General features: G+C 62.8%; 14 protein-coding genes. 5 read left to right on the top strand and 9 right to left on the bottom strand.

Annotated elements, in window-relative coordinates:
- Positions 1-3: 3 nt before the first annotated feature.
- From QVF59_RS09615 to QVF59_RS09595, 5 genes are read right to left on the bottom strand one after another with little or no spacing between them, the layout of a single operon-like run.
- Positions 4-921: a lysophospholipid acyltransferase family protein gene (locus QVF59_RS09615; RefSeq protein ID WP_287879229.1), complete on the bottom strand. Its 918-nt coding sequence runs from the start codon at positions 919-921 to the stop codon at positions 4-6.
- A complete protein-coding gene (locus QVF59_RS09610; RefSeq protein WP_287879227.1) occupies positions 918-1,217 on the bottom strand; it encodes an ApeI family dehydratase in 300 nt (99 codons plus the stop codon). Before QVF59_RS09610 ends, QVF59_RS09615 begins: the two co-directional genes overlap by 4 nt.
- A gap of 1 nt (position 1,218) precedes the next feature.
- Positions 1,219-2,565, bottom strand: coding sequence for an AMP-binding protein (locus QVF59_RS09605; RefSeq protein ID WP_287879226.1), 1,347 nt, complete (start codon positions 2,563-2,565; stop codon positions 1,219-1,221).
- Positions 2,566-2,598: 33 nt separating this feature from the next.
- Positions 2,599-3,255, bottom strand: coding sequence for a COG4648 family protein (locus tag QVF59_RS09600; protein WP_287879224.1), 657 nt, complete (start codon positions 3,253-3,255; stop codon positions 2,599-2,601).
- A complete protein-coding gene (locus QVF59_RS09595; protein ID WP_159875246.1) occupies positions 3,252-3,542 on the bottom strand; it encodes a phosphopantetheine-binding protein in 291 nt (96 codons plus the stop codon). The genes QVF59_RS09600 and QVF59_RS09595 overlap by 4 nt, the downstream gene beginning before the upstream one ends.
- 252 nt (positions 3,543-3,794) lie before the next feature.
- Here QVF59_RS09595 and QVF59_RS09590 point away from each other — a divergent pair, with 252 nt between their 5' ends.
- The 5 genes from QVF59_RS09590 to QVF59_RS09570 all read left to right on the top strand — a co-directional run bounded on the left by QVF59_RS09590 (position 3,795) and on the right by QVF59_RS09570 (position 8,566).
- Positions 3,795-4,475: a phosphatase PAP2 family protein gene (locus QVF59_RS09590; RefSeq protein WP_240902595.1), complete on the top strand. Its 681-nt coding sequence runs from the start codon at positions 3,795-3,797 to the stop codon at positions 4,473-4,475.
- A gap of 41 nt (positions 4,476-4,516) precedes the next feature.
- Positions 4,517-5,536 carry a chorismate transformation FkbO/Hyg5 family protein gene (locus QVF59_RS09585; RefSeq protein ID WP_287879222.1) on the top strand — a complete coding sequence of 340 codons (1,020 nt, stop codon included), beginning with the start codon at positions 4,517-4,519 and terminating at the stop codon, positions 5,534-5,536.
- Positions 5,537-5,808: 272 nt separating this feature from the next.
- Positions 5,809-6,867, top strand: coding sequence for a cobalt transporter CbiM (cbiM, locus tag QVF59_RS09580; RefSeq protein WP_287879220.1), 1,059 nt, complete (start codon positions 5,809-5,811; stop codon positions 6,865-6,867).
- Positions 6,864-7,715 (top strand): cobalt ECF transporter T component CbiQ, encoded by an 852-nt coding sequence (gene cbiQ / locus QVF59_RS09575; RefSeq protein ID WP_287879218.1) that lies wholly within the window; start codon positions 6,864-6,866, stop codon positions 7,713-7,715. The genes cbiM and cbiQ overlap by 4 nt, the downstream gene beginning before the upstream one ends.
- A complete protein-coding gene (locus QVF59_RS09570) occupies positions 7,712-8,566 on the top strand; it encodes an energy-coupling factor ABC transporter ATP-binding protein (protein WP_159875243.1) in 855 nt (284 codons plus the stop codon). Before cbiQ ends, QVF59_RS09570 begins: the two co-directional genes overlap by 4 nt.
- Before the next feature lie 7 nt (positions 8,567-8,573).
- Here the strand turns inward: QVF59_RS09570 and nikR are convergent, their stop codons facing one another.
- The 4 genes from nikR to QVF59_RS09550 all read right to left on the bottom strand — a co-directional run bounded on the left by nikR (position 8,574) and on the right by QVF59_RS09550 (position 12,477).
- Positions 8,574-9,020, bottom strand: coding sequence for a nickel-responsive transcriptional regulator NikR (gene nikR, locus QVF59_RS09565; RefSeq protein WP_287879216.1), 447 nt, complete (start codon positions 9,018-9,020; stop codon positions 8,574-8,576).
- A 128-nt stretch (positions 9,021-9,148) separates the two neighbouring features.
- Positions 9,149-10,633 carry an aldehyde dehydrogenase family protein gene (locus QVF59_RS09560; protein WP_287879214.1) on the bottom strand — a complete coding sequence of 495 codons (1,485 nt, stop codon included), beginning with the start codon at positions 10,631-10,633 and terminating at the stop codon, positions 9,149-9,151.
- 48 nt (positions 10,634-10,681) lie between these two features.
- Positions 10,682-11,035 (bottom strand): cupin domain-containing protein, encoded by a 354-nt coding sequence (locus QVF59_RS09555; RefSeq protein ID WP_287879213.1) that lies wholly within the window; start codon positions 11,033-11,035, stop codon positions 10,682-10,684.
- Between the two features lie 38 nt (positions 11,036-11,073).
- On the bottom strand, positions 11,074-12,477 hold the full coding sequence (locus QVF59_RS09550) for an NAD(P)/FAD-dependent oxidoreductase (protein WP_287879211.1): 1,404 nt from the start codon (positions 12,475-12,477) through the stop codon (positions 11,074-11,076).
- Positions 12,478-12,632 lie beyond the last annotated feature (155 nt).

The following is a 12,632-nucleotide window of genomic DNA, read 5'->3' as shown; positions in this document are numbered from 1 at the left end:
TGTCTAGCTTTCATCCCAGAAATCATAAAAATTGAACCAGTTGTACGGATAGGCCAGGCAATGCCTTTCCAGTGCGGCCACATATTTGTCCAGCAGTGCCTGCATGGCGGCCTCCCTTTGTGACCGCCCGAGTGCGGAAAAGTCTTCCAGCAGCTCGAAATGGATACGGTAACGGTTGCCACCCAGATAGATGCCGGCCATGAAGTACACCGGGCGGCGCAGCATGGCGGCCATGCGCAGCGGCCCGCTGGGAAAGCGCGCCGGCGCGCCCAGCAGCGTGCGCTGCAGGTACTGGTCCGCCCCGGCGGCACGGTCGGCCAGAATACCGACCAGCGCGCCTTCATCCAGCCGGGCGTGCACCTTGAGCATGGCCTCCAGTGTACCTAGCGCAATGATGTCCGGTGCGGCAGCAGGGTTGATGGCCGCGAGCGCCTGATTGATCTGGCGCGCGTTTTCCGGATACATCGCCATGCTCACCTGCATGCCAGGCCGGTTGCGTGCCATGGCGCGCAGGACTTCAAAACTGCCCAGATGCGCGCCGAACAGCAGCAGGCCCTGCCCGCCACCGTAATGACGATGCAGTTCCTCGGCACCGGACAGATCGATATCGAATACATCAAAGCGGTCACGCAGCAGATAAACGCGATCGTGAATGGTGGTAGCAAAGCTCAGCACATGCCGATACACCTCGTACCAGCGCGCCGGCCGCCCCAGGCTGCGGGCCAGATAGCTGCGCGAGGCACGACGTGCCTTACCGCCGAACAGCACAAAGTAGGCGGCAATGCCGTACAGCACCAGCCGCGAGCAGCGCCGCCCCAGCAGGCAGGACAGTGTGGACATGATGCGCAGCCAGAAACGGTTGCCGCGCTCCTGCTGCTGCATCCACTGCGGCTTGGCGTTGCTGCCGCTGTCCTCGCTCACGCGGCAGGCTCCGTATCGGCCAGGAACTTGCCGTCCGCCACCTTGCTACCGGCATGGGAAATCACGAAGGACACATTACCGCTACCGATGGCAAATGCCAGCTGCAAGGCCTCGCCCGGTGCCACCGGACGGTGGAACTTGGCCAGCGCCAGGCCCGTCAGTACCAGGCCGGAGGCGGCTTCGATGACCAGTTGGGCCTGATCCAGCAGCACTACGCCGGGCAGGACGGGGCGACCGGGGAAATGTCCGGGATAGGCCGGGTGATCGGCGGCAATCTGCAGTTCGGTGTACTGCATATCAGTCCCGTCCGCTCAGATGGCTGGCAATCAGCGCCTGTACGGTGCGCGCCAGAATCTTGCCGTTGCCGTCGCGCGGCAGGCTATCGACAAACACCACGTGGCGCGGCAGGAATACCGAATCCAGATGCTGGCGCAGGCCAGCCAGAATGGCGGCGCGATCCAGCGTGGGGGCCACTACGAACACCGCCAGACGCTCCACCTCCTCACCGCTGCCGCGCTCGGGCACGCAGAACATGCCGTCCACCACGCCGGGCAGGCTGGTGAGCGTATTGTTGAGGAAGGACAGCGAGCTGCGCTTGCCGGCCACATTGATCATATTGGCCTTGCGATCCACCAGGCGGAAACGCTGTGGGCTGAACAGCTCCACCGTGTCGTTGAGCATTTGCGGGGTCTCGTACACCTCGCCCACTGCCCACAGTTCGTCGTCGCGCATTTCCAGCGCAATGCCCTGCAAGGTCTGCCAGGTGGTTTCCACATCGGTTTCACGGGTGGCTACCTGACCGGTTTCGGTGGAACCATAAATTTCCAGCACCGGGCAGCCCAGTTGCTGCCGGGTCTGGGCGGCCAGCTCGGCAGACAGCGGTGCCGTGGCCGACAGGATGACGGCGATCTCGGGCAGGCGGATGTCGGCATCCAGCAGCTTGCGCAGATGAAAGGGCGTGATCACCAGCAGGCGCGGTGCCGGCATCCGTTCCAGCGCACTGGCGATATCGGCCGGGAAAAACGGAATGCGGCCAGACATGCGGCCACCAGCCATGATCGGCAGCAGCACACTGGATTCCAGTCCATACATATGGCGGATGGGTACCGTTCCCACCACCGAACAGGCCTGCCCTGCTGCACCCCATACCCGCTCGGCCCCGGCCAGAATGGCCAGCCGCAGACGGCCAAAGGTTTTGAAATGCGGCATGGGTGTGCCGGTGGAGCCAGAGGTATACAGACAGGCCACGCGCTGGTCGAAAGGGATCAGCGGCAGTTCGGCCTGTGCCAATTCCATGCGTGGCGGCAGGGTGTTGATCTGCATATAGGGCAGATCAGCCACCGGGCATTCCGCCTGGTCGCCCAACACCAGCAGGCCCGGCTGCTCTGCCGCCACGGCGGCTATATGTTCCGGTGCCGCCGAATTGGGCAGCACTGTCACCATCTTGCGGGCGATGGCAGCAAACAGCGTCACGGCAAACCAGTAGCGGTCGGCGCACATGTTCAGCACCCGCTCGCGCGCCGGCAAGGCCGCCGCCAGGGTCTGCACCTGGGCGCGGAAGGTGGCGCGGTCGATTTCCTGCTCGTTAACGTAGGCAAACGCAGCGGTCGGGTCGGTATCGGGAAGAAGCGGTATCAGATTCATGGGCAAAATGGCATGGACGGCAACAGCAGCGGCCTAATCGGCGTTGTCGCGGCACTGCGAATATTTACGATAGGACTGTATGGTCTGGGCGATGCTGAACGGCGGGCTGTCCGGCAACACCAGTTGGCGGATCAGGTATTCACCACCAAACATCAGCCCGAGTGATACCGGCGTCAGCACTGCTGCATAAAAGGCCCACCAGGCCAGTGGTGCCAGCGCAAACAGGCCAAGCGAGAGCATGGCACTGACGGCAAAGTAAACCGTCCAGACCAGTGTCACTTTCCAGGTGTAGTGAAAGTAGGCGGCATCCAGCGGTGCAGCAATCGCAATGCGGGCAATGCGTGAACACAGCGCCCCCTCATGGGTGCGCAGCGTGCTGCCAAACATGAAGCCAAGACCGCTCATGATGCCTGCGTGCTGCAGCAGGTAAAACCAGGCAGCATGGGCCAGCAGGCGATCAAGATTGCCCACAATGGCCAGCAGACCTGCCGCGCAGGCCAGTAGCGCCGGCCAGCGCAGACGGGAATTCCAGCTGGCAGTCAGCAGCCCCAGGGTAAGTGGCGCAGCCCCCACCACCACGGCATATACCGGCGGGTGATCGGAGGAGGAGGCCAGATAATCCATCACCACATACAGCAGTCCGGCCATTGCCAGCACAGCCAGGCGCAATGTGCGCCATAGCGGACTCATTTGCTGCGGTGCTCGCGAATATAGGCAGCCAGTTTACGCAGCGAGGCGAAAATGGTGGAGTTGTCTTCGTTATCCGCTTTCATTTGCACGCCATACTGTTTTGACATGACCAGGGCGATTTCCAGAATATCAATGGAATCGATTCCCAGTTCATCGCCATACAGCGGTGCTTCAGGCGCAATATCAGCGGGGGTGATATCAAGATTGAGCGCGGAGACAATCAGCGCGGCGATTTCGCTTTCCAGCGCCAGGTCCGGCCCGGTATCTGCAGAGTGTTGCTGTTCCATGATTTGCAATAATCGTTTCTGTTTTAAGGGAATTGCCGGCAATCGCCAATGTCACACAGTTTCGGTATCATCGCCGGTCGTAATGCGCTATCGCGCGACGCATATTGATTGAGGCTTTCATTTACACCTCAAGATGGTATGTATTGCCGACAGCTAAAAATGAAGCGCGAGTATAACAATATGCCTGCCTGCTTGTCACAAGGCAAAAACAGACTATTGCACACATGTCAAGGAGGTGATTTGAACGAGGGCATGACAAACAGCAATGGCACAGCCGGAATGCTGGAAACGGTACTTACCCGCTTCTGGTTCAAGATGTTCGGCACCATGGGTTTTACCCTGGTGTTTTTTGTTGCCTATGTCTATCTGCTGCGCCATCCGGCATCTGCCGTCAGCATTGTGCCGACCACCGCAGTCGACGGCTGGGTTGGTTTCCACCCCTGGGCGCTGCCTATCTATCTGTCACTGTGGGCCTATGTATCCCTGCCGCCGGTACTGATGTTGTCGCATCGCGAGATCATCGCCTATGGCTTCAAGGTGGCACTGCCCTGCGTGGCCGGCTTGCTGGTTTTCTACTTCTGGCCCAATGCCATCGCTCCGCCGGACATAGACTGGCAGCAGTACCCCGGCGTGGCCTTCCTGAAAAACGTGGATACCGCCGGCAATGCCTTCCCCTCGCTGCATGTGGCTACTGCGGTGTTTTCCGGGCTGTGGCTGCACTGGCGGCTGCAGGCACTACGCTGGGCGCGCGCTCTGCAGTGGCTGAACCTGCTGTGGTGCGTGGCCATTGCCTACTCCACCATGGCGGTCAAACAGCATGTGGCGCTGGATGTGGCTGCCGGCACCTTGCTGGGCGTTGGCAGTGCCTGCCTGGTAGGCTTGCGCGCCCACGCCATGCAGCGGCACCGTGACCACCGCCAGCCCGGCAACTGACTACACGCATGATCAACCCTTTCCCGCAGCAAGCTTGCAGCATGTACCCAGATACCCGCTTACAGTTCTCCACGCTCAACCCGGCACTGGCCGCAGACCATGCCCCGGCAGACGCCGGGCACATTCTCGGCATGAGCCATATCGGCCAGCCCGCCAAAGCGCAGCCCTGGCCTACCCAGCCCGTGCTGATGCCCTTGCTGGGCAATAGCGCCAGCGCGCTGCAGGAATACTGGCATAGTACTGCGCCGATACGGCGTGGGCAGTTTGGGGACATCCACTTCAGCAAGGCTGGAGAGGATGTGCTGTATGGCGTGATTACGCTGGAAGAAAGCAGCATCCAGCCCGCGGGCGGTGAGTCTGCACTGCAGCGGCTTGCCGAGCAGGCCTACCGTCAACTGTTTGGACTGCTGGCCGCGGAAAACTGCCCGCACCTGTGGCGGATATGGAATTACATTCCGCGCATCAATGCCGAGCAGGACGGCATGGAGCGCTACCGCCAGTTCAATATCGGTCGGCATCAGGCTTTTGCCGCCTGCGCACGCCCGGTGGACAGCAGCCCGGCCGCCTGCGCACTGGGTACGGCCAGCGGCCCGGTAAGCATTGCCTTTCTGGCCGCCTCCCGACCGGCCCTTCCGCTGGAGAACCCCCGTCAGGTCAGCGCCTTTGCCTACCCGCGCCAATACGGCCCGCGCAGCCCCACCTTCAGTCGTGCCGCACTGGCCAGCCAACAGGATGAAGACATCCTGTTCATTTCCGGCACCGCCAGCATTGTCGGGCATGAAACCTTGCATCCGGGGGATGTGACGGCGCAGACGCGGGAAACCTTTGCCAATATCGCCATCCTGCTGGACGAGGCCAAGCGTCAGCATGCTGCCGCTTTCACCCTGCAACAGCTGGACTACCGGGTGTACATCCGCCATGCCGCCGACTACCCGGCAGTGCGTGCCGCCTTCTTGCAATGCGTGGGCGATGACAGCCGTGCCGTCTATGTGCAGGCAGACATCTGCCGTGCCGACCTGCTGGTGGAAATCGAAGCCCAGGGCTTCAGACTGCACCGCTAGGCCGATAGCCTGCCCTATCCGCAGCCAGCACCAGCGCGCAAGCACGCCGTGCTGGTCAATCACTAAGCACTATCCGCCACAAGTGCACAGTTGCTTGCCACCTTCACGGTGGCCTCCCCCTACCGTTGCCAGCTATCCTGCCGCCAGTCCGCCCATCTCCAGCCGGGCAGGTGTGGGGCATGACAGATGGCATGCATCTTGCTAAAATTTCATACATTTTAAAAAATATTCATACGCACGGTGCATCCGTCCTGCGTCTGAAAGGCAGCCCCATGCATATCCCTGACGGTTATCTCAGCCCATCCACCTGCGCCCTGGCCTATGCCGTGGCACTCCCCTTCTGGCTCGTGGCCTACCAGCGCGCCAAACGCCTGCTGCACACCAGGCTGGTGCCGCTGTTTGCGGTGTTTTCCGCCTTCTGCTTCGTCATCATGATGTTCAACCTGCCCCTGCCCGGCGGCACCAGCGGCCACGCCGTAGGCATGGCAATTGTCAGCATCGTGCTGGGGCCATGGGCGTCCATCATTGCGGTTTCGCTTGCGCTGTTAATTCAGGCGCTGTTTTTCGGCGATGGCGGCATCAGCAGCTTCGGTGCCAACAGCCTGAACATGGCAGTGGTCGGCTCGCTGGTGGCCTGGGCCGTTTACCGCCTGCTGTCTGCCGGGGCCAGCCTGTCCTCACGCCGCCGTGTGCTGGCTGCCGGAGCTGCCGGTTATCTGGCCATCAATGCCGCCGCCTTGCTGACCGCCATCGAATTTGGTGTGCAGCCCATGCTGTTTCATGACGCCAGCGGCACGCCGCTGTATGCGCCCTATCCGTTGTCAGTGGCAGTTCCGGCCATGATGATCGGCCATCTCAGCTTTGCCGGCATGGCGGAAATGCTGCTGACGGCAGGCCTGGTGGCCTATCTGCAGCGCTCCCAGCCAGAACTGCTGGCTGGACAAGCCGGCATTGGCGAGCAGTCCGGCAGCCGTGGCCGCAGCGCACGCCAGCTGTGGTATGGGCTGGCCGGGCTGATGATCCTGTCGCCACTGGGTTTGCTGGCCGCCGGTACCGCCTGGGGCGAATGGGCGGCGGAAGACTTTGCCGATCCGTCCAGCCGTCAGCAAATCATCCAGGCTTCCGGCCTGCATGCACTGCCGCAAGCCGCACCGGAAGGCTTGGCCAGACTGGCCGGGCTGTGGTCCGCGCCTTTCCCCGACTATGCGCCGGCCTTCATTCACAGCGCGGGTTTTGGCTATGTGCTGTCGGCCCTGTTTGGTGCCGGGCTAATCCTGCTCAGCCTGTTGCTGCTGTCGCAACTGGCTGGCAAGCGCGGCCTGCCACAGTGAGCGAACAATCCTTTATTGCCGGCGGACACCGCCATCGCGGCAATATCGCCGAGCGCATGGTGCATGGCTTGCAGCAGGTGATGGAACATGCGCTGGATGCCGAGGCACAGAGCGCACGCCAGGGCCTGCTGCAGCAACTGGACCCGCGCATCAAGCTGCTGTCGCTGCTGGCCGTGCTGAGCGCCGCCTTGCTGGCCCGCCAGCCCGGCAGCCTGCTGTTATTGCTGGGGCTGGCCGTGCTGCTGGGACAGTGCTCGCAGATCAGCCTGCGCCAGCTCTACCGCCAGGCCTGGCTGAGCGTGCTGCTGTTCAGCGGCGTGCTGGCGGTGCCGGCGCTGTTTCTGGTACCGGGAGAAACACTGTTCTCCCTGCCACTGCTGGGCTGGCCCGTCAGCCGGCAGGGCTTGTACAGCGCCGCCTTGCTGTTGGGCAGGGCGGAGGTTGCCGCCAGCTTTGCCCTGCTGCTGATGCTGAGCACACCGTGGATGCATGTGCTCAAGGCCATGCGCAGCCTGGGGGTGCCGGTACTGTTGGTGGCCCTGCTGGGCATGACCCATCGCTATGTGTTTGTGCTGCTGCAAACCGCCAGTCAGATGTTCGAAGCCAGACGCAGCCGCATGCTGGCCGCCCCCTCCGGCCGCATGACGCGTCAACTGGTGGCCAGCAGCAGCGGCGTACTGCTGGGCAAGGCCTTCCAGCTCAGTAGCGATGTGCATCTGGCCATGGTATCGCGCGGTTATCGCGGTGATATCTACCTGCTGCACAGCTTTCACACCCGCAAACGCGACTGGTGCGCCCTGCTGCTGGCCGTCGCCCTGCCCTTTCTCATTGTCTGGACCCACGCATGAGCCACCCGGTATACAGCCTGCAACAGGTCAGCTTCCGTTATCAGCAACACACTGCCCTGCATGAACTGACGCTGGAGATTGCCGCCGGCAGCCGGATCGCCCTGCTCGGTGCCAACGGCTCGGGCAAATCCACCCTGCTGCGCTTGCTGGACGGCCTGTATTTTGCCCAGCAAGGCGAGGTGCGCGCCTTTGGCGAAGTGCTGAGCGAAGCGGCACTGGCGGATGATGCGCGCCACTACGCCTTCCGCCGCCGCGTGGGCCTGGTGTTCCAGAACCCGGACGTGCAGCTGTTCAATCCCACGGTATTTGACGAACTGGCCTTTGGCCCGCTGCAACTGGGCTGGCCGGAGCAGGACATCCGCACCGCCATTGCCGCCACCTTGCAGCAATTCGGCATCAGCCACCTGCAGCAGCGCGCACCGCACCGGCTGTCCGGTGGCGAGCGCAAGCGCGTGGCACTGGCCTCGGTATTGATCATGCAGCCCGAAGTGCTGCTGCTGGACGAGCCGACTGCCGCACTGGACCCGGCCAGCCAGAGCGAGGTACTGCGCTTTTTGCTGGAAAGCCGTGGCAATGGCCGCACCATCATTACCGCCACCCACGATCTGGACAGCGTGGCGGACATTGCCGACCACGTCATCGTGATGGCCGAAGGCCGCTTGCTGGCCCAGGGCAGCCCGCAGGCTATCCTGGCCGACCACGCCCTGCTGGCACGCAGCCAGTTGCTGCACGCCCACCCGCACCGGCATGCCGATGGCCAGGTCCACAGCCACCCGCATGCCCACGGCCATCAGCACAGCCATGCCGGGCCGCGCGGTGGCTACCGCCAGTTGGGCCGGCGGCAGGGCTGAGCCCGGCTCAGGATGATTTCTTGCGGCGGTACAAGGGGCCGCGCTGCGTGGCCGGGCTCACCGGAATCAGCTGCACCTGGCCGTGACGCACACCGGTTTCGGCAATCACCGAACGGGCAAAACGCTCCACCTCGGCACTATCACCGCGCAGGATCACCGTCTCGATACAGTCCGCGTGGCTGATATGGGCGTGCATGGTGGCCACCGCCAGATCGTGGTGGTCGTGCTGCAGCCCGGTCAGCCGCGATGACAGCTGGCGCTCGTGGTGGTCGAACACATAGCTGAGCACTGCCACACAGGGGCCGCCCGCTTCGCCGGCCAGATCATCCTCCCCCAGTTCGCGGCGCAACATGTCGCGCACCGCCTCGGAACGACTGCTGTAGCCGCGCCGGACCATCAACTCATCAAATGCCTGCGCCAGCTCGTCGCTGAGCGAAATGGTCAGTCTTTGCATGCTTGTCTCCGGAAACAGGGCAAGAGCATAGCAGAGGAAGTGCGGCGAGCAGGCATCCGGCTGGGGAAAAGACTGCGGGGACGATACATGCAGCACTCGCCCCCGCCATAGCTTGCACCTTATGCGCACTAGCGCTGCGGATACCAGCCCACCAGCCCCGGTTGCAGATTGATGCTCACCTGTTTCACCTGCTGGTATTCCAGCAGGCCATTGACACCCAGATCGCGGCCATAGCCGCTCATCTTGTAGCCGCCCCACGGCGCTTCGTTAAAGGTGGGGTTGTAGCAGTTGATCCAGGTGACGCCCGCACGGACTTCCTTCACCACCCGCAATGCGCGAGCGCCATCGCAGGTGAACACCCCGCCAGCCAGGCCGTACGGCGTGTCATTGGCCATGGCAATGGCTTCGGCCTCGCTGGTGAAGGTCTGGATGGCCACCACCGGGCCGAAGACTTCCTCACGCACGATGTCCATGTCGCGGGTGCAATTGTCGAAAATGGTGGGTCGCACGAAATAACCGTTGGCGCACTCGCCCTCGACATAGCGCTCGCCGCCACACACCAGCGTGGCCCCCTGCTGCTTGGCGCGTTCGATATGACCCAGCACCTTTTCCAGCTGTGCGGCGGACACAATCGCGCCCATGTCGGCATCCTTCATGCCCGGGGCAATGGTCATGGCATTGGCGCGTTCGGCCAGTCGGGCGACAAAGCGGTCCTTGATGCTTTCTTCAATCAGGATGCGCGAACCGGCCGAGCACACTTCACCCTGGTTGAAGAACACGCCTATCATCGCCCATTCCACCGCGCCTTCCAGATCGGCATCGGCAAAGATGATATTGGGCGACTTGCCACCCAGCTCCAGCCCCACTTTTTTCAGGTTACCCACTGCCGCAGCGGCAATGGTTTGCCCGGTGCGGGTGCTGCCGGTGAAGGTGATCATGTCCACATCATGGCTGGCGGCCAGCTCCTGCCCGGCGGCCGGGCCGCTGCCCAGCACCAGGTTTGCAGTACCCGCCGGCAGGCCGACGGCATCGAAGATTTCAAACAGCGCCACCGCCGACAGCGGGGTGATTTCGCTGGGCTTGAACACCACAGCATTACCCGCCGCCAGTGCCGGGGCCAGTTTCCAGGTGGCCATCAGCAAGGGGTAGTTCCACGGCGTGATCAGCGCGCACACACCCACCGGTTCGTGCATGGAATAAGCATGCATCGGGCCAAAGCCGTCACTGACTTCATACACCCCGCCCTGCGGCTTGGTAATCAGCCCGGCGTAATAGCGGAAACAGGCCACTGCATCGTCCACATCGCAGCGCGCCTCGCGCAGCGGCTTGCCATTGTCCAGCGTGTCCATCACCGCCAGTTCGTCGGCGCGGGCGGCAATGGCATCGGCAATACGCAGCAGCATGTCGGCACGCTTGGGCCCGGCCATGCGCCGCCAGCTGCCATCGTGGTCAAAAGCATGGCGCGCAGCGGCAATCGCCTGCTTGCTGTCCTCGGCCACGCTGTCGGTGACCAGGGCAATCACTTCGCCATTGGACGGGTTGATGACTTCGCGGGTAGCGCCGCTGACCGAGGCCTGCCAACGGCCATTGATGTAGTTGTTGCGCACTTCCATGTTTCTTCCTCCTGCCTTGCTATTGTTGTGCCGGGCGGTCGCTACCGCTCAGGCGATGTAGATCTTGCGCAGTGTTTGTGTCACCACCCAGGTGGTAGCAGTGCCGGCCGCCAGATGGCCCATGGTGCCGGGCTGCAATTCCAGCGGCGGCCGGCCATCGGCAAACTGCACCGTGGCACTACCTGTCAGCACGATGAAAAATTCGTCCACTTCCACATCGGTGGTGACGCTGGGCGACATTTCCCACACGCCGATGCTGCAACCGTGCAACTGGCCCAGCTCGGCCGTGCCAACCCGGGCGGAGCCGCTAATGAGCTGATCGGCCGGGACTTCGCGATATTCCAGCACAATCTGCGTAGCGTTCACGCAGTGATTGGCCAGCAGGGCAAAGGGATTGGACATGCTTGCTTCCTTGGATGGTCAGAAAAGGACGAACGGATTCAGGAATCGAAACCCAGGCCCAGCGCATCCATGGTGCGCAGCATCAGATTGCGCTTGCCATGGTTGTGGTCGGCCCGGTTCAACGACCAGCGCGTGGCCTGCACGGCGACATAGGTCAGCGGCTCTGGCGGAAACGGTGGCGGTATCTCGCGCACCATGCGCAGGCGGGTACGCGGTGTATCCAGCCCTTCTATCTTGTCCAGCAGCACATTGGCGGCAAAGCGGGTGGCCCCTACGCCCAGGCCGGTAAAACCGGCGGCATAGGCCACCTTGCCGCCACGCGCCAGCGCAAAAAAGGCACAAAAACGGGTAGACGTATCGATGGCCCCGCCCCAGCGATGGCTGAAGCGCAGCCCGGCCAGTTGCGGAAAGGTAGTAAAGAAGTGACTGGCCAGCCGGGTGAACGAAGCCGGGCGCTCGTCATAGCCATCGTCCACCTTGCCGCCAAAGTTGTAGACGGCATCGTAGCCGCCAAACAGGATGCGGTTGTCGCGGGTGATGCGGTAGTAATGAAACTGGTTGGCCATGTCGGCAATGCCCTGGCGGTTGTGCCAGCCGATGGACGCCAGCTGTTGCTCAGAGAGCGGCTCGGTCATCAGCACATAGTCGTACACCGGGATGGTGTGCCAGCGGTAACGCTTGAGCAGCGAGGGAAAGGCATTGGTGGCCAGCACCACGCGGGCGGCATCCAGCTCGCCCGCCTCCGTCGCCAGCCGCACCCGGCTGCCGCGGCTGTGCAGCGCGGTGACGGCGGATTGTTCGTGAATCTGCACACCCAGCTCAACCGCCACCCGCGCCAGTTCCAGCACCAGCTTGCCGGGGTGGATCATCGCCGTGCTGTCTTTTTCCCAGATGCCGGACAGGAAGGTGGGCGAATTGAGCTCGGCGCGGATCTGCGCCGCATCCATATAGCCTTCACCACGCAATTGTTCGTCCTGGTAGGGCTCCACCGCCACCACCAGCACGCCGGTGCGCTCGAAGTCGCAGTCGATGCCGTAGCGGCGGATGGTGGCTTCGATTTCGTCCAGATTCTGCAGACCCTGCGCCTCCAGCTCGGCCATTTCCTCCGGCCAGCGCTGCTGGCCGTTTTCCTCGCCATGGGTGATGCTGGCTTCACAAAAGCCGCCGTTGCGGCCGGATGCGGCCCAGCCCACCTGACGGCCTTCCAGCAGGGTGACCGAGCGCGACGGATTGCGTTCCTTGGCCAGAATGGCGCTCCACAGACCGAGAAAACCACCGCCGACAATGGCCAGATCAGCGCTGGCCTTGCCTTGCAGCGGGGGGAAACTGCGGCGCAGGTGCGCCACATCATCTCCCCAGAACGGGCGGTTGACGCTGCCGGCCAGCGCGGCGTCGATCAGCTCTTGTTGCGGTGCCTCACGTTCAAACACGATTTGCGGCATAAAACAGATATTCCTCGGGCATGGGACAGTTCACGGGGACAACACACTGCGCCACACAAGCAGGCTGGCAGGCGGTGTATCGATCATGCGATGTCGGCACTTGGCACGCAAGTCGCGCAGCAAGATGCAGCAAGGCGCAGCCGACATCATGGCGG

Origin of the sequence: Aquitalea sp. (assembly GCF_030150775.1) — a bacterium.
GTDB lineage: Bacteria > Pseudomonadota > Gammaproteobacteria > Burkholderiales > Chromobacteriaceae > Aquitalea > Aquitalea denitrificans.
The sequence above is the reverse complement of the archived record's forward strand: the minus strand, read 5'-3'. Positions and strand labels throughout refer to the sequence as shown.